This window comes from Pelagibacterium nitratireducens (assembly GCF_037044555.1).
GTDB lineage: Bacteria > Pseudomonadota > Alphaproteobacteria > Rhizobiales > Devosiaceae > Pelagibacterium > Pelagibacterium nitratireducens.
The window spans coordinates 1,494,059-1,510,422 of record NZ_CP146275.1 but is presented as its reverse complement, the minus strand read 5'-3'; the positions used below and the strand labels follow the sequence as shown (position 1 = coordinate 1,510,422).

At 63.1% G+C, this 16,364-nt stretch carries 14 protein-coding genes; 8 read left to right on the top strand and 6 right to left on the bottom strand.

Going from position 1 to position 16,364, the window contains the following annotated elements; genetic code table 11:
• Positions 1 to 135 precede the first annotated feature (135 nt).
• Together V6617_RS07515 and fliP are read left to right on the top strand one after the other, a co-directional pair.
• Positions 136 to 717, top strand: a complete 582-nt coding sequence (locus tag V6617_RS07515) for a hypothetical protein (protein WP_338610135.1) — start codon at positions 136 to 138, stop codon at positions 715 to 717.
• On the top strand, positions 671 to 1,477 hold the full coding sequence (fliP, locus tag V6617_RS07510) for a flagellar type III secretion system pore protein FliP (protein WP_422394813.1): 807 nt from the start codon (positions 671 to 673) through the stop codon (positions 1,475 to 1,477). Before V6617_RS07515 ends, fliP begins: the two co-directional genes overlap by 47 nt.
• A gap of 159 nt (positions 1,478 to 1,636) precedes the next feature.
• Here fliP and V6617_RS07505 read toward each other — a convergent pair whose 3' ends face one another.
• The 5 genes from V6617_RS07505 to V6617_RS07485 all read right to left on the bottom strand — a co-directional run bounded on the left by V6617_RS07505 (position 1,637) and on the right by V6617_RS07485 (position 7,838).
• Positions 1,637 to 4,927: a hypothetical protein gene (locus V6617_RS07505; RefSeq protein ID WP_338610133.1), complete on the bottom strand. Its 3,291-nt coding sequence runs from the start codon at positions 4,925 to 4,927 to the stop codon at positions 1,637 to 1,639.
• Between the two features lie 153 nt (positions 4,928 to 5,080).
• On the bottom strand, positions 5,081 to 5,827 hold the full coding sequence (locus V6617_RS07500; RefSeq protein WP_338610131.1) for a hypothetical protein: 747 nt from the start codon (positions 5,825 to 5,827) through the stop codon (positions 5,081 to 5,083).
• Positions 5,824 to 6,234 (bottom strand): DUF6468 domain-containing protein, encoded by a 411-nt coding sequence (locus tag V6617_RS07495; protein WP_338610130.1) that lies wholly within the window; start codon positions 6,232 to 6,234, stop codon positions 5,824 to 5,826. The genes V6617_RS07500 and V6617_RS07495 overlap by 4 nt, the downstream gene beginning before the upstream one ends.
• Positions 6,234 to 7,328 carry a flagellar motor switch protein FliM gene (fliM, locus tag V6617_RS07490; RefSeq protein ID WP_338610129.1) on the bottom strand — a complete coding sequence of 365 codons (1,095 nt, stop codon included), beginning with the start codon at positions 7,326 to 7,328 and terminating at the stop codon, positions 6,234 to 6,236. The genes V6617_RS07495 and fliM overlap by 1 nt, the downstream gene beginning before the upstream one ends.
• A 9-nt stretch (positions 7,329 to 7,337) precedes the next feature.
• Positions 7,338 to 7,838 (bottom strand): flagellar basal body-associated FliL family protein, encoded by a 501-nt coding sequence (locus V6617_RS07485; protein WP_338610128.1) that lies wholly within the window; start codon positions 7,836 to 7,838, stop codon positions 7,338 to 7,340.
• Between the two features lie 281 nt (positions 7,839 to 8,119).
• On the opposite strand from V6617_RS07485, the gene flgF reads away from it, so the two are divergent.
• The 5 genes from flgF (at position 8,120) to V6617_RS07460 (ending at position 13,370) form a co-directional block, all read left to right on the top strand.
• The gene (gene flgF, locus V6617_RS07480) at positions 8,120 to 8,863 is read left to right on the top strand and encodes a flagellar basal-body rod protein FlgF (RefSeq protein WP_338610127.1); all 744 of its coding nucleotides are present in this window, start codon (positions 8,120 to 8,122) and stop codon (positions 8,861 to 8,863) included.
• A gap of 32 nt (positions 8,864 to 8,895) precedes the next feature.
• Positions 8,896 to 9,681, top strand: a complete 786-nt coding sequence (flgG, locus tag V6617_RS07475) for a flagellar basal-body rod protein FlgG (protein ID WP_338610125.1) — start codon at positions 8,896 to 8,898, stop codon at positions 9,679 to 9,681.
• A 25-nt stretch (positions 9,682 to 9,706) separates the two neighbouring features.
• A complete protein-coding gene (gene flgA, locus V6617_RS07470; RefSeq protein ID WP_338610123.1) occupies positions 9,707 to 10,660 on the top strand; it encodes a flagellar basal body P-ring formation chaperone FlgA in 954 nt (317 codons plus the stop codon).
• A 114-nt stretch (positions 10,661 to 10,774) separates the two neighbouring features.
• Complete coding sequence (flgH, locus tag V6617_RS07465; protein ID WP_338610121.1) at positions 10,775 to 11,515, top strand: flagellar basal body L-ring protein FlgH; 741 nt, start codon at positions 10,775 to 10,777, stop codon at positions 11,513 to 11,515.
• 361 nt (positions 11,516 to 11,876) lie between these two features.
• A complete protein-coding gene (locus tag V6617_RS07460) occupies positions 11,877 to 13,370 on the top strand; it encodes a carboxypeptidase M32 (protein WP_338610120.1) in 1,494 nt (497 codons plus the stop codon).
• A gap of 163 nt (positions 13,371 to 13,533) precedes the next feature.
• Here V6617_RS07460 and V6617_RS07455 read toward each other — a convergent pair whose 3' ends face one another.
• Positions 13,534 to 14,496: a hypothetical protein gene (locus tag V6617_RS07455; RefSeq protein ID WP_338610119.1), complete on the bottom strand. Its 963-nt coding sequence runs from the start codon at positions 14,494 to 14,496 to the stop codon at positions 13,534 to 13,536.
• Positions 14,497 to 14,737: 241 nt separating this feature from the next.
• On the opposite strand from V6617_RS07455, the gene V6617_RS07450 reads away from it, so the two are divergent.
• Entirely contained in the window at positions 14,738 to 16,318 is a 1,581-nt protein-coding gene (locus tag V6617_RS07450; protein ID WP_338610118.1) for an ABC-F family ATP-binding cassette domain-containing protein, read from the top strand.
• Positions 16,319 to 16,364: the final 46 nt, after the last annotated feature.

Sequence of the window (16,364 nt, the reverse complement as noted above, 5' to 3'; positions counted from 1 at the left end):
TTAACCGATCGGAAAGGAAGGGCCGGAAATCTCCCAATTTTGAACAAAGCTGCGCTATAGTAGGCAGCTATTGCCCAGCGCCAAGCGTCCGGCTATGTGTCGCGGGACGCGTTGCCCATTTCCAGGAGCATGACAGTGGGATTTCTGAACAGCCTTTTCGGCGGTGAAAACGGCTATCTGACAATGATCGTGGCGCTGGCCATCGTGATCGTTCTGATCGTGCTTGCCGTATGGCTTATCAAGCTCGTGGGCGATGCGTCGGCCAGTGTCGGCCGTGGCCGCAACCGGCGCCTCATGGTCATCGATTCCGTTGCCATCGACAACAAGCGCCAGGCCATCATCATCCGCCGCGATGAAACCGAGCACCTCATCGTCATCGGCGGCCCCAACGATCTGGTTGTCGAAAGCGGTTTTGAAGCGCCGCCCGTCCAGCAGGTCCAGCGTCCGCGCCGCAAACCCGCCGAACCGGCCCCCGCCGTCGCACCCGAGCCGGCGGCCCCTGCCCGGCCCGCCGGCACCTCGCTGCGCCATACCGGCCTTTTGCGCCCGGTCGAGGACAACGAACCCAAACTCGATGGGGGAAAGCCCGACAATAAGGGCCGCACCTCGTCCGACTCAGCTACAAGCGTTGCCATGTCGGCCACCACCACCGTGGAGCCCGAACCGCTGCTTGAAGCGAGGGAACGAGATTACGAGGACACCGCAACCAGGTCCTGATACCGCACCGCGCCGGGCCGGAACGCCCCGCGCGGCACTTGTTCTTGCTCTTGGCCTCGCTGCCGTCCTGCTGTTGCCCGCAACGGGAATTGCCCAGGACATCTCCATCGATTTCGGCGACGAGACCACGTTGACCGAACGCGCGATCCAGATGATCGCGCTCATCACCATCCTGGCGCTCGCGCCCTCCATTCTCGTGATGGTGACCAGTTTTACTCGCATCGTGGTGGTGCTTTCGCTGCTGCGCACCGCCATCGGGCTGCAGACCGCGCCGCCCAATTCGGTGATGATCTCGCTGGCGCTGTTTCTCACCGCCTTCATCATGGCGCCCACACTGCAGCAAAGCTATGAGCTGGGCATCGAACCGCTTGTCGCCGGCGAGGTTGAGATCGTCGAAGCGATCGAACTGGGCTCCGGGCCATTGCACGAATTCATGCGCACCCATGTCCGCCCCCAGGACGTGATGCTGTTCATGGATCTGACCGAAACCCCGGCGCCGGAAAACCCCGAAGACCTCGAACTGCGCATCCTCATCCCCGCCTTCATGATCTCCGAACTGCGCCGGGCCTTCGAGATCGGCTTTCTTTTGTTCCTGCCCTTCGTGGTCATCGACATGGTCGTGGCCTCGGTGCTGATGAGCATGGGCATGATGATGCTCCCCCCGGTCATCATCTCCCTGCCCTTCAAGCTGATCTTCTTCGTCCTCGTCGACGGCTGGCACCTTGTGGCGGGCTCATTGATACGAAGTTTTACGGGGTGAGTGCCGACCTTGCCAAAGGCAAGGTCAAATCGCTCCAGTGGAGCGATTTGAGGCACGAACGCCGGAGCCTAAGCGACGGCCGGATCAGCGCTGCACAATACACCGGCCCCTTATCTGCGCCTCCCAACTCCACTGACCAGGAAGCTGCCGAGCCCCCACCTACAAGCTCGCCACCGCCCCCGTTTCCGGCGCCGCGCGCAATGGCGTCACCGCATCCTGCCCGGAATAAATCTCGCGATACGCATTCAAAAACGCGTTGATCGCCTGGGTGTCGGCCACCTGCCGGGCAATCTCGCGGAAGTTGACGCCATTGGGATCGACATTTTCGACAACGAAGGCAAAGACCGGCCATTCGGGCGTTGTCGACATTGCCTCGGAAAACCGGCTGCGCAACCGGGCCAGGCCGATCTGGTCGTTCGAGAGCACATAGCCCACCGCGGCCTTGACGATGTTGGTGCGCGCCATGGGCGAAAGCGTGCCGGTGTCCAGATCGGGCGAATAGAGCGCCTCGATGGTTTCGCTGGCCGCCGAAAAGCGGTTGGCCTGCCACAGCGCATCGATGCGCAGCAATTCGGTATCGCGGCCCGTAAGGCTCGAAAGCAGGTCGAGCGCCAGATCGTGCCGATGGGCGTGAATGAGCGCGCTGGCCTCGAGCACGCGGCGCTGGCGCTCCAGCCCCGGCGGCAACCCGGCCAGCCGCGTGTCGTAAAGCACTCGCAATGCCGAATTGGGATCGCGATTGGCGATATGGACAACGGCAAGATCGGCGGCCACCTGCGCGCGCGCCGCGCCATCGAGCCGGTTCTCGATCTGATAGCTCAGCAGTTCGGATGCCTGGGCCAGCAGGTCGACCTCGATCAGCCGCTGGGCGAGATTGCGGATCATCATGTCGCCCTCGGCCCCCGGCGGGGTGAGATGGCGATAGTCGTAATAGATCGACAGCGCCGAAACCGGGTCCAAGGCGTCGGCCTTCCCGTCGAGGAACAGCCCGGAAAATTCGGTCCGCGCCCGCGCCAGAAGCCCGTCGAGCGTTTGGCTCTCCTCGAACCCCAACGCCATTTCACGGGTCAGAACGAACGCATCGCGATAATCGCCATGGCGATATTGCAGATCGGTGAGCTTGGTAACGATATCGATTTCAAGCTGGTCGCCGCGCCACAGCGTCGATTGGACGGCCAGCGTATGGATGGCCTTGGCGATATCGAGTTGCCCCATATCGTCCAGGATCTCGATGGTGCGCAGCACCGCTTCGGCGGTCGAGCCGCGCCGGTCGGCGGCGATGACCCGCCCATAGCCCTCCAGCGCGTCGTTCTCGAGCCCGTTGATATGATCAAGGCGCGCCGAAAGCAGCTGATATTGCGCAACCTGATCGGGCGTCAGCGCGGCAAGATCGACAGCGCGGATCATATCGGCGGCCATCTTGGCATCGCTCTGCTCCACGGCGGCGCGTATGGCCGCCATATGAAAGCGCGCCCGGACCCAGTTGGGATAATTGTCGATGACGTGGTCGCCGCCGAACGCATCGAGCCGCGCACCGGCGAAATCGCCGGCATCGACCTTGGCGATGGTGCGCCAGATCATGGCGTCGGCATCGTTGAGCATCCTGTCGGCGTTGAGCAGGTCCAGTGCTTCGGCATGGCGCCCGGCCAGCGCGTTGGCCGCACCCAGCGTCGCGCTCATGACCGGCTCGAGGCTCTCCTGACGCAGATCGCGCGTAAGAACATCGAGTACGCCGATCGCTTCGTAGGCAAAATTGTTGCTCAGGTAGAACTGGGCGAGATCGAGCCGGGCGCGGTCGAGTTCCCTGCCCTCGACAAGCGCGGCGCGCTCCTGATACTCGTCGCGCAAAAGCACGAATTCATCGGGGTTCGGTGCCATCATCGCATTGAGGTCGAGCGCGCTGACGCTCGTCGCATCCGGGGCGTAAAGGCGCTGCTGGCCATCGTCGGTCGAAACCGTAAGGCCGGTCTCGGCGGTGATCACCGCAAACCGGTCCTCGATGGAAACATTGATGCCCTCGTGCAGCGGCTTGATCACCAGTCCATGGATGGAGCGCGGCGCTTCGAAATCCACAAAGCCCAGATCGCGCACCACCCCGCGGGCCGGCGGATAGGTGGTCACCACATCCAGAATATCGCCCACATCGGGATCGCGCAGTTGGTGCACATTGCCCGGCCGCTCGAGATCGGCCTGCATTTCATAAAGCCCGGTGGGCGAGCGGCGGCGTTCAAGCGTCACCGGCTGAACCGCCGAAAGCAGGATGTCACCGAGCGAGAGAACCCAGCTCTGCCCTTCCGAGGCCAGCGTGGCCAGCCGGTTGTCGTCGAGCACCATGCGCACGACATAGGCCGCGCCCGTGCTTTCAACGGTCAGGTCGCGGGCCAGGCCATCGAGAATTTCTCCCGATTGCGCATCGGGGCTGACCAGCCGGGAGGGCGTATCGAATAACATCCACACCACATTGCCGCGCCGGAACACGGCGGCGGGCGTTTCCTCGACGAAAGGGAAAACGACACGGACGGTCTGGCCCACCGTGCTGACATAGGGCTGGACGGTGCCCGGCCCGTCCGACACCTCCTGCGCGGGGTCCTCCCCTACCTCCTCCCCTTCGGAAACAGGTTCGGGATCCGAAAGGGTCGCGGCGATCTCGTCCAGTTCGAGCCCATCGGCACTCGCCCCCGGCACGTCGATATCGAGGATGAATTCGGTGCTCGACTGCTCGTAAAAGCGCGCCGAAACATCCTCGGGAATGGTCATGGCGATTTCGGTGTCGCCGCCATGGACGATGTTGGTCACCTCGCCAAGCTGCGCAGGGCGGTCCGACAGCACCTCATAAAGATCGACCGGCACCGGCCAGTCGAACCGGATCGAGGCGTTTTCCCCTTCGCGGGTGAACTCGGCCTTGGTGCCCACGTTCCAGCTGAATTCGATACGCGAAAAGGTCTGATGCCGCCCCACCCTGATGGTGGGCTGGGGATCGTATTCGAGTACAAGCTCGGCGCGCCTGCGTTCCTCGGCGATCCGGGCTGCCTCCTCGGCGCGTTCGGCCAGCTTGGTGATAATTTCGGGCGGCAGCCCCGGGGGCAGCCCGACCCAGCTTGCCGGCAGCAGATCGATATAGAGCTGTTCGCCCGCTGCCATGGTGTTGATCTGGAACTGCTCGCGCATCCCCATGCGGATGCCGGTGCGGTCGGGATCAAACCGGGCAATGGCAACATATTCGCTCAGCGTGGTTCCGACATCGGGCAGAACCCCCTCCATGGGCGTGTCGGGCACCGATATGACCAGCACGCCATTGTCGCTTTCCACCGTATGCTCGGGCAGGTTGAGCCGGTCGGGAAAGGTCAGGATCAGCCGGGCGTAATTCTCATGCCGCTGTGCCTCGAAGGTGATGTTTTCCTGCGCCAGCGCCGGTCCGGCCCACCCTACAAACACGAAAAACGCCAGCAAGATAAATCTTGCAGCGTCCCCATATCCATAAATCTGGCGTCCACGTTTTCTTGTGGTCGAAAGCATTCTGCCTGCCGCCCTTATTCAAGGGCACACTAGGCAGAAGCGCTTAAGATGGGATTACCGCGCCACCTCAAAAGCCCCTGTGTTCGGCTATTGCCCGACGATCTGGGGCAGATTGGCAAATTCGGGCGTTGTCGGCTCCTGAGGTCCTTCCGGTCCCGTCTGGGCAAGAAGAACTGTCAGTTGCTGGGCTTTGGCAGGGATCATCTTGGCCATGATCGGCCCGAGCTTGCGCGGGTTCATGGCATGTCCGACCTTGACCAGCACGCCTTCATCGAGATCGTTGAAGATCGTGGCGGCATCGCTGGCCCGCATGTTTTCATACATGGCCACAATGGCCGCGAACTGCTCGGCCTCGGCGTCTTGCTGGGCGTCGACCAGCGCATTGATCTGGGCCTCCATGGCGCTCAATTCGCTCATGCGCTCCTCGATACGCATTTCGGCGGCCTCGACCACCGCGAGCCGGGTCTGCAACTCGCTCGCAAAGCTTTCGAGTTCGGTGCGGCGCTCGGTGAGGCGCTGGAGAATGATCGCCTCGGTCGCGCCCGGCGGGGCGTCGTCGGCCCCTTCCAGCTCACTGTCGTCGATAGGGAAATTTTCAAAAAGCGCCGCCGCGGCGGCATCGGCCGGTGACATCTCGACCTCGGGTTCCCCATCGGCCGGCGCCGCTTCGGGCTCGGCCGCCGCCTCTTCGGCCACCTGCCCGCCGCCAGCCGCCTGCGCGGCGCTCACACCGCCAAGGATATAGCCCTGCCCCGAGACAATGCCGAACGTCTTGAGCATCAGCAAAGCCGATGCGGCAATAACCACGACAGGCAGAAGACGAACCCGGTTCACGCGGCGTGCTCCCGGCGCTTCTGGTGGTCCTTGAGTGTCTTGAGAGCGCTGCCGGCCCGGCTGCCATCGCCGCCATCTCCCGGAGAACGCGCGGCCTGGGTGATCTTGGCAATCCGGTCCATGACGGCCTGGCCGGCATTGACGTGATTGGCCAGTTCGATCGCAAAGCGCTCGGCCTCGTTGAGCCGGCTGTTGAGCCTTTCGTCGGCCTCGACGGCGGTTTCCCGCATCCCTTTGATGGCCCCGTTGGCCATGGTCGTCGCCTGCACCAGATCGGCGATCATCTGCTGGAGGGCGGCGCGGTCGGCCTGCAGATTCTTGATCCGGCCGTTGAGCACGATGCAGTAACCGATCGTCGTTGCCAAAAGCGCGGCAACGGCAATTTCAATCATCAGTCCAAGAGGCATTATTTGCCCTCCGCCTTTTCTTCCATCGCTTCGAAGGCCGCCATCGTCACCTTTGGCGGGTTGAGCGGCCGGGTGACCCGGACCGAAACATTTTTCCCGATATGGCCCATCACCGCCCGGGTCAGGTCCACCTCGCCGCAGCGCAGCGTCACCGGGTCGGACGGAGTCATGTCGAACATGATCGTGTCGCCCTCGGCCAGGCTCAGAGCCTTCGACAGCGGCAGGTCGAGCTCGTGCAGCACGGCGGAAATTTCGGTATCGGCGGCGTGGATCTCGGTGGCCAGATGCCCCTCCCAGATCGGATCGCGCCCGAATTTTTCGCCCATATACATCTGGAGCAACTGCTCGCGGATCGGCTCGATCGTGGCATAGGGCAGCATGATCTCGATCTTGCCGCCGCGATCGTCCATGTCGATGCGCAATTCGACAAGGATCGCCGCATTGCCCGGCCGCGAAATGGCGGCAAAGCGCGGATTGGTCTCCAGCCGGTCGAGCTTGAAATTGACGGGCGCCAGAGGCTCGAACGCCTTGTGCATGTCATCGAGAATATGCTCGATCATCCGCCGCGCCAGTGCCATCTCGATTGTCGTATAGGGCCGCCCCTCGACACGGATGACGCTCGAGCCGCGCCGCCCGCCAAGGAGCACGTCGATCATCGAATAGATCAGCGCGCTGTCGACGGTCAAAAGCCCGAAATTGTCCCACTCCTCGGCCTTGATGACCGAGAGAATGGCGGGCAGTGGAATGGAATTGAGATAATCGCCGAACCGAACCGAACTGATCGATTCAAGGGTGACCTCGACATTGTCGGAGGTGAAATTGCGCAGCGTGGTCGTCGTCAGCCGCACCAGGCGGTCGAACGCGATTTCCAGCATCGGCAGGCGTTCATAGGACACCAGCGCCGAATTGATCAGCGCCCGCACACCGGTCAGCTCGACATTGGATGCAGCGCTGGAATCGAACCCGAGAAGAGAGTCGATTTCATCCTGATTGAGAACGCGGTCGACATCGTCCGCCCCGCCCGCTTCGGCTTCGAGCATGGCGGCCCAGTCGTCCCCGAGCGCCCCGTCCGTTTTTCCTGTCTCGTTGGCCATGATTATCCGCTATTGCACCAGGATTTCCTTGAACAGGATATTGTCCACGCTCGCCGGATAGACGGCGAGGTTGACGCGCCGCAGCAACTCTTCCTTGAGACGATAGAGCCCTGCCGAACCTTCAAGATCGGCGGGACGCAGCTCACGCAAATAAACCTGAAAGGCATCGAGAACCCGCGGCATGCGCGGTTCGATCAACTCGATCATCGCCTCGTCGCGCACTTCCAGCGCCGTGCGCAGCCGCAGGAATGCGTCCGCACCGCCCGAGGTGTTGAGATTGACCATGATATCGGGGAGATCATAAAAGGCGGCCTCCGCGGCGACCTCGACCTCACCCCCATGGTCGGCACTGTCGCCGCCGCCCGATTGGGTCAGAAACCACCCACCTGCCCCCGCGACCAGCAACAGCACGGCAACGCCCCCGCCGATCAGCGCAATCTTGGGCAGCCCCTTTTTGGCGGGAGCCGCGTCCGATGTGGCGTTAACGTCTGTTTCGGTCACGTCGCTCATGCAGGCCTTCCGAATCCCCCGGTTTCAGGCGCTTTTGCCCTGTGCCCAGCTAATCCCCACAGGGTTAACGAATGGTTACGATTTGCCTAAGGGCGGCAAGTATTGCCGGGTAGATTTTTCCCCGCCGGCAAAGCCTTACCGCAAAGCCCACAACACCCGATCAATCTAACCCGTTGTTTTATATCAATTTATGAAGTTGGCACGCCACCTGCATTGTCTTTTGGCGAGACGCCTGGCCTGGGGAGGCAGGGCCCTCGAAAGATGTTAACGGGGAAACGCGCATGATCGAGAACGCGCAATTGATCGGCCTCTCGCGCCAGATGGCGCTGCAACGGCAGATGGATGTGGTGGCCAACAATCTGGCCAACATCAATTCGACCGGTTTCAAGGCCGAGGCGATCCTGTTCGAGGAATACGTCATGCCGGTCGCTTCCGACCGCAGTTTCCCCAGCGGCAGCCAGCAGCTTTCCTATGTCCAGGACTGGGCCACCATGCACGATCTCGCCGCCGGGTCCATGACCCAGACCGGCAATCCGCTCGACGTCGCTCTTGCCGGCGAAGGCTTTCTGGCCGTCCAGGCGCCCGAGGGCACCCGCTACACCCGTAATGGCGCAATGGAAATCAATTCCGACGGCGTGCTCGTCACCCAGAACGGCTTCCCGGTGCTTTCCGATGGCGGCAACCCCATCGTCTTTGGCGCCGGGGAAACCGACATCGCCATAACCGCCGAGGGCGAAATCACATCGAGCGCCGGCAACAAGGGCAGCCTCGCAGTCGTCGAGTTTGAAAACCCCCAGGAACTGACCCGCACCGGCGACACCATGTTTGCCGGCGGCACCCCGCTGGCGGTTTCGACCACCCGCGTCGTCCAGGGCGCGCTCGAGCGCTCCAACGTCTCGGGCGTTGGCGAAATGACCGAAATGATCCGGGTGACGCGGGCCTATTCCTCGCTCGCCGACCTCATGAACAAGCAAGACGAATTGCGCCGTTCCGCGATCCAGCGGCTTGGCGATACCCAGGCCTGAGCCAGCCAGCGACCGACATAAGGACAACACCGATGAAAGCTCTCTACATAGCATCGACCGGCATGGCCGCCCAGGAGCGCAATGTCGAAGTCATCTCCAACAACATCGCCAACATGCGCACCACCGGTTTCAAGCGCCAGCGCGCCGAGTTCCAGGACCTGCTCTACCAGTCCTACCGCCGCGCCGGCGCATCGACCTCGGAAGCGGGCACGCAGGTTCCCGTCGGCATCGAGATCGGCTCGGGCGTAAGGGTTTCGGCCACCGCCCGCATCATGAGCCAGGGCAATGTGGCACCCACCGAAAAGGAAAACGACGTCGCCATCCGCGGCGAGGGCTATTTCATCGTCAACATGCCCGACGGGCGCACCGCCTACACCCGCGACGGCACCTTCGAGCGCTCGTCCACCGGCATGCTGGTGACCGTGGACGGCTATGAGGTCGAACCCGGCATCATCATTCCCGAGGATGCCACTTCGGTTTCGATCAGCCGCGACGGCATCGTCGAGGGGTTCTTTAACGGCGGCACCGAACCGGTTCAGCTTGGCCAGTTCCAGATGGCGCGCTTCGTCAACAAGGCGGGCCTGGAATCGATGGGCGACAATCTCTTTCTCGAAACCGCCGCATCGGGCGAGGCCCAGATCGGGGTGCCCGGCGCCGAGGGCATGGGCGACCTCCTCCAGGGATATCTCGAAAGCGCCAACGTCAACGCGGTGACCGAAATGGCCGATCTGATCTCGGCCCAGCGCGCCTACGAAATGAATGCCCGCGTGATCTCCGGCGCCGACCAGATGCTCCAGGCCACCGCCCAGCTTCGCTAAACACCTGACAAAGGGGGTAACGACGATGTTTGCTTCACTTCTCAAACGCACCGGTATCGCAATCGTCCTCGGCGCACTGGCCGGCGCGGCGCAAGCCGAGCCGATGCTGCGCGGCGATGTGACCGTCAACGCCGCCATCGTCACCGTGGGCGATCTGTTCGACGGCGCCGGACTGATGGCCGAAACCGCCGTGTTCCGCGCCCCGGCCCCCGGCACATCGGGCATTCTCTCGCTCCAGGACATCGCCTCAGCGGTTCAGGCCGCCGGCATCGAGACATTCGAGCCCGCCGGGTTCGACCGCATCCGGGTGGCCCGCGTCGGCATCGATGTGCGCCAGGAGATGCTCTCGGACCTGATCGCCCAGGATCTGCAATCGCGCGGCATCCTCACCGCCGGCATGGACATGGACATCGCGCTCGACGCGCCCCTGCCCGATCTCATCGCCGCCAACACCGAAACCCCCGCCGCGCTGACCATCCTGCGCTACATGCCCGGTTCATCGAGCTTTTCCGCCCGCTTTGCGGTGGCCGGCATCGATCGCCCGCTCGACGTTTCGGGCCAGATTCAGTTGATGATCGCCGCGCCCCATCTCGCCCGCACCCTGCCGCAGGGCACGATTTTGGGGCCCGACGACATCGAAATGCGCATGGTCCCACTCGCCTACGCCGAATCCACCGGCCTGGTGTCGGACGCGGAAATCATGGGCATGGCCCTGCAGCGCCAGACGCGCGAAGGCGTCATGCTCAAGCCCTCCGATATTGCCGCGCCCGAAATCATCTCGCGCAACGATTCGGTGACCGTCGTCTTCCAGCAAGGCGCGCTCACCCTCACCACAACCGGCAAGGCGCTCAATTCCGCCAGCCTGAGCCAGCCGGTATCCGTGCTCAACACCATGACCAACAAGGTTCTGCAGGGCGTCGCCACGCAGAACGGCACGGTCACGGTCTATTCGGGCCCCCAGCAACTCGCCGGGCTCTGATCTTCACGCTCGGGACTTGGGGAAGTCTCGGTCACCGGAGCGTTTCCAGAAGAAGTCGATACCGGTTCTTCGGTTCGGAAACGCGACCACTGAAAAATTACGGGGAATTTTGAAATGAACGCACTTCTCAAACTCGCAACGGGCCTGCTGCTCGTTTCCGCGCTCGGCGCCTGCGCCACCACCGACCGATTGGCCAATGTCGGCCAGGCTCCGGCCCTGACCCCCATCGTCGATCCCACGGTCACCGCCGGCTATCGTCCGGTGACCATGCCCATGCCCGCCGCCGAGCCGGCCACTTACCAGCCCAATTCGCTGTTTTCGTCCGATGCGCGCGGCTTTTTCAAGGATCAGCGCGCCGCCAAGATCGGCGACATTCTGACTGTTATCGTCACCATCGACGACCGCGCCCAGATCGGAAACACCACCACCGCCACGCGCTCTTCGTCCAACGAAGCCGGGCTGGGTGGCGCACTGGGCTCGATCTTTAACTCGGTCGCCCCGGCCGACGTGTCCGCGGATGCCGCCATCGGCACCAATTCGGGCGTCTCCAACGCCGGCAACGGTTCGGTCAACCGCTCCGAACGGGTCACCACCCAGGTCGCCGCCGTCGTGACCCAGGTGCTGCCCAACGGCAATCTGGTCATCGAAGGCCGTCAGGAAGTGCGCGTCAATTTCGAGGTCCGCGACCTGATCGTGGCCGGCATCGTGCGGCCCGAAGATATCGGATCGGACAACACGATTTCCTCCACCAAGATCGCCGAAGCCCGCATCGCTTACGGTGGCCGCGGCCAGATCACCGACGTCCAGCAGCCCCGATACGGCCAGCAGATCCTCGACGCCATCCTGCCGTTCTAACCGCGGAAGGGAGGCACATCACGCCTCCCAACCCTCCACGGTCATCCCGGACTTGATCCGGGATCCAGTATCCCCAGCGCCGCCTTCTCCCTGGCGCTTCAGTCCCCAACCGCCTGCCGTTCCCCAAATTCGCGGCAGCCGGTTAACCGGCCCGTCTTCCCCGTCGGGCCGACCCAAAAGGCGCTGCTCCCCGCAGCGCCTTTTTTATCTCTCTTCCCTCCTCACCTCCCCACCACCGTCATCCCGGCCTTGAGCCGGGATCCAGTACTCTCTGTAAGCCCCAACCTCTCCGTAGTCCCTCTCCCCCTCGCCGCCAAAATCCTCTACAACCCTGCCGACACTCATCTGCCCGGAGCCCCCCATGTCCTACGCCGATCTCGAAACCCTCGGACGCAAGCTCGAATCCATCGAGCACGCTATCGCCATCCTCTCGGCGGATGAGGCGACCAACATGCCGGTCGGCGGCGGTGAAAAGCGCGCGGAATCGGTGTCTTTCCTTTACGGGCTGCGGCACGAAACGGCGACCGCGCCCCAGATCGGCGACTGGATCGCAAAGGCCGAATCCGAAGACCTCTCCGACGACCAGAAACTTGCCGTGCGCGAATTCAAGCGCGTTTACACCAACGCCACCTGCCTGCCCGCCGATTTCGTGGTGCGCAAATCCCAGGCCGAAATACGCTCCGAGCAGCTCTGGCGCGATCTGCGCGCCAAGAACGATTGGGCAAATTTCGCCCCCGCCCTCGAAGGCGTCGTGGCGCTGGCCCGCGAGGAAGCGCAGATGCGCGCCGATGTGCTGGGGCTCACCCCTTACGACGCGCTGATGGAACAGTTCGACCCCGGCAACCGCGTCGCCGATGTCGCCCCGGTGCTCGAAAAGCTCAAAGCCTTCCTTGTCGATTTCGTGCCCCAAGCGCTCGATGCGCAGGAACGCCGCTACGCCAGCCGCCCCGCCAAATCGGTCGAAGGCCCCTTCCCGATCGAAAAACAGCGCGAGCTGGGCCTTTCGATGATGGGTGCGCTCGGGTTCGATTTCACCCATGGCCGGCTCGACGTCTCTCACCACCCCTTCTGCGGCGGTGTGCCCACCGATGTGCGCATGACCACGCGCTACAGAACCGACGAGTTCCTCACCGCCCTGATGGGTGTTCTGCACGAAACCGGTCACGCACTGTACGAGCAGGGCCTGCCCAAGGATCTTTCGCATATGGCCGTCGGTCAGGCGCGCGGCATGGCCATGCACGAAAGCCAGTCGCTTTTCGTTGAACAGCAACTGGCCCATGCCCCCCAATTCTGGCGCTGGGCCATGCCCATCGTGTCCCAGCATCTCGGTGAAGATGCGCTTAGGGGCTGGGAGATCGAGGACGTCGTGGCCGAGGTTAACAAGGTCGAACGCGGCTTCATCCGTGTCGATGCCGATGAGGTGACCTATCCGCTCCACATCATCTTGCGCTTCGAGCTCGAACAGGCGCTGATCGGCGGCGATCTCGAAGTGGTCGACCTGCCCGGGGCCTGGGACGCAAAAATGACCGAGTATCTGGGGCTTTCGACAATCGAAAATCCCAAGGACGGCCCCATGCAGGACGTCCATTGGCCGGCCGGTGCCTTCGGCTATTTCCCCAGCTACACGCTGGGCGCCATGCTCGCCGCCCAGCAATGGCAGGCCATCGAAAAGGCCCGCCCCAACGTGCTCGATGAAATCGCAAAGGGTGACTTTTCCGGCGTCAACAAATGGCGCAGCGAAAATATCTGGTCGCAAGGCTCACGCTATTCGACCCCCGACCTCATCGAACGCGCCACGGGCTCGACCCTCGATCCCGACATCTTCATCGCGCATCTCAAAAAGCGGTACGGGTAGCAGCGCCCAAGTGCTGCGCGCCCTACTCCCCACCCGGTCACCCCGGCCTTGAGCCGGAGTCCAGTACACTCTGCATTGGTGAAGGAACCTGAGCGCTGCCGATTACTGGATCCTGGGTCTTCGCCCGGGATGACGACAAAGAGAGGATCGGCCGCCGTTCGCGCTAAAACGGCACACTCGCCCCGACGCTGATGCCCGCATGCCCCGCAACCGACCACGCCCAGAGCGGCCCGGTTTGCGGGCCGCCGGCGCTGCCGAAGGTCACCCCGCCCAGCCCCAGTTGTCCACCGGCAAAGACGCTGGCCGAAAGCTCGGCGCCCTGCTCGGTTTCATAGCGATAGGTGGCCTCGGCCAGTCCGCCCACCGTGGCCAGATCGTAAAAGATGTTGGGCACGCTCCCCAGATCCGCCAACCGCAGATAATGGCTGTCGGTAACCCCGAGATAGCCGCCATTGACCTCGAACCGCAGATCGATGGTCTCGGCCTCCGAAATTTCATTTTCCAGCCACACGCCCAGCCCGGCCGAAGCCGAAAACAGATCGTGCCCGATCACCGTGACGCCGGATGCAATCGGACCGCTGGGACAGGCAGCACCGCAGCGCAATCCGTCCATGCCATAGCGCTCCAGCCCAAACCCGCCGGTCAGATAGGGGCGCACGACCATATCGTTCCAGACCAGCGTCCCATCCGTCGGCAATCCGTACCGCAGCGCGACACTGCCGCCATTTTCAAGGGTGATGTCGCTGAAGGTTTCCGAATAAAGCGCCTGCCCCGCCTCGTAGTCGCGATCCCCGAACGTACCGCCCGCCGCGATGGGGAACGCAGCGATCAGATCGAACCAGCCTTCCTCTCCGCGCCCGGTGAGAGAAAATTCGATATCGGCCTGATAGAGCGGCTCATAGCTCAGGATCGAGGTGGGATCGCCATAGCTCGCCATCCCCGAACTGCCCGGTGGCGTGAGATGGGACGCGTCGTGATTGAGCGAAAGATACCCCGCGCTCAGCCGCACGTTTGAGCCCAGCGAGATATCCATCGCGGACGCCCCTGGGGCAAAAACCGACGTAAGCGCAAGCGCGGCTGTGGTGAGAAATGTTTTCGAGCCCATGGCACCAGAAAGCGTCAGCATGGCTTTCCTGTCAACCTGCGCGGCTTGACTTGTGGTGTTTAGCGATTAATTTGGCGCCGAACTGCAACAGGAGTGCTTCCAGGATAAGTGGGCTCCACTTATCCGGTTCGGAAGCGCGACCAACAAAGACTTGGAGCATTTCGGCGATTCCAAGAAGCGCCGAAACGCTCCAACAGGATGTGTGCCCAAATGGATTTTCTTCCGACAGCAAACCGCAATTGTCTCGGAACGGAATCCATCTATGCCCGCACACATCACGCTATCGCGCTTAAGCTTTTCAACGCCTGACGGCACGCAGCTTTTCTCCGATCTCGATCTCGCCTTCTCCCGCCAGCGCACCGGCCTTGTGGGCCGCAACGGTGTGGGCAAATCGACGATCCTGGGGCTGATCACCGGCGCGCTGGTCCCGCAATCGGGCAGCGTCACCATCGATGGCACCATTGGCTTGCTGCGCCAGTCGCTCAAGGCCGGGGCTGGCGAGACCATAGCCGACCTGTTCGGCGCCACCGCCCAACGCGACATCCTCGCCCGCGCCGCCGCCGGAACCGCCAGTGCCGAGGAATTGGCCGATGCCGACTGGACGATCGAAGCGCGGCTCGACGAAGCCCTCGCCCGCTTTGCCCTGCCCGCCGCCGCCGATACCGCGCTCGAAACCCTCTCGGGCGGCCAGCGCACCCGCGCCATGCTGGCTGCGCTGGTGTTCGCCGATCCCGATTTCCTGCTGCTCGACGAACCCACCAACAATCTCGATCGCGATGGCCGCGATGCGGTCATCGATCTTCTGGCCAAATGGCGCGGCGGCGCCGTTGTGGTCAGCCATGACCGCGAATTGCTCGAAACCATGGACGCCATTGTGGAACTGACCAGCCTGGGCGCCACGACCTATGGCGGCAATTATTCTTTCTATCGCGAACGCAAAGCCATCGAGCTGGCCGCCGCCGAGCACGATCTGGCCACTGCCGAACGCCGCACCGCCCAGGTGGAAAAAAAGGCCCAGCAGACCCGCGAGCGCCAGCAGAAATCCGATGCCGCAGGCAAGCGCAAACGTGCCAAGGGCGATCTGCCGAAAATCCTCCTCAACGGACGCAAGAGCGCCGCCGAAAATTCGGCGGGCGAAAACGCCCGTCTTGCCAGCCGTTTACGGCAGCAGGCGGAATCGGACGCTCAGGCGGCCCGCGACAAAATCGAAGTGCTCCAGCACGTTACCATCGCAATGCCGCCAACCGGTCTGCCCGTCGGAAAAAAGGTGCTGACCCTCGACGCCATTTCAGCCGGCTACGATCCGGCTGCCCCGGTCCTCAAGGATGTCTCTCTCGCCATCGCCGGCCCCGAGCGCGTGGCAATCACCGGCCCGAACGGGTCGGGCAAGACCACTCTTCTCCGCCTCGTTACCGGCACTCTCGAACCGTTCGCCGGGGCTGTCAGTGTGCACGTCCCCCACGCCCTGCTCGACCAGCAGGTGTCCGTCCTGGACCCGCAAAAAACGGTGCGCGACAATTTCCTCGCCCTCAATCCGGCGTCCGACGAGCAAGCCTGTCGCTCCGCTTTGGCCCGCTTCAAATTCCGCGCCGACGCCGCGCTGAAAATGACCGCATCGCTCTCAGGCGGCGAAACCCTGCGCGCCGGCCTCGCCTGCGTTCTGGGCACCGCTGCCCCGCCGCAATTGCTGATCCTGGACGAACCGACCAACCACCTCGACCTCGAATCCATCGAGGCGGTCGAAGCCGGCCTGCGCGGCTATGACGGCGCCCTGCTCATCGTCAGCCACGACCGCCCCTTCCTCGACGCCATAGCCATCACGCGGGAGATGGCATTGGCCTGAAACGGCAAACGGCCCGCTGAAGTTTTCCTTCAACGGGCCGCCGCAA

What these genes read in the sequence shown, in the direction of transcription:
- V6617_RS07495 (WP_338610130.1), bottom strand. Translation starts at nt 6,234, where the DNA reads ATGCCTCTTGGACTGATGATTGAAATTGCCGTTGCCGCGCTTTTGGCA.
- fliM (WP_338610129.1), bottom strand. Translation starts at nt 7,328, where the DNA reads ATGGCCAACGAGACAGGAAAAACGGACGGGGCGCTCGGGGACGACTGG.
- V6617_RS07485 (WP_338610128.1), bottom strand. Translation starts at nt 7,838, where the DNA reads ATGAGCGACGTGACCGAAACAGACGTTAACGCCACATCGGACGCGGCT.
- flgF (WP_338610127.1), top strand. Translation starts at nt 8,120, where the DNA reads ATGATCGAGAACGCGCAATTGATCGGCCTCTCGCGCCAGATGGCGCTG.
- flgG (WP_338610125.1), top strand. Translation starts at nt 8,896, where the DNA reads ATGAAAGCTCTCTACATAGCATCGACCGGCATGGCCGCCCAGGAGCGC.
- flgA (WP_338610123.1), top strand. Translation starts at nt 9,707, where the DNA reads ATGTTTGCTTCACTTCTCAAACGCACCGGTATCGCAATCGTCCTCGGC.
- flgH (WP_338610121.1), top strand. Translation starts at nt 10,775, where the DNA reads ATGAACGCACTTCTCAAACTCGCAACGGGCCTGCTGCTCGTTTCCGCG.
- V6617_RS07460 (WP_338610120.1), top strand. Translation starts at nt 11,877, where the DNA reads ATGTCCTACGCCGATCTCGAAACCCTCGGACGCAAGCTCGAATCCATC.
- V6617_RS07455 (WP_338610119.1), bottom strand. Translation starts at nt 14,496, where the DNA reads ATGCTGACGCTTTCTGGTGCCATGGGCTCGAAAACATTTCTCACCACA.
- V6617_RS07450 (WP_338610118.1), top strand. Translation starts at nt 14,738, where the DNA reads ATGCCCGCACACATCACGCTATCGCGCTTAAGCTTTTCAACGCCTGAC.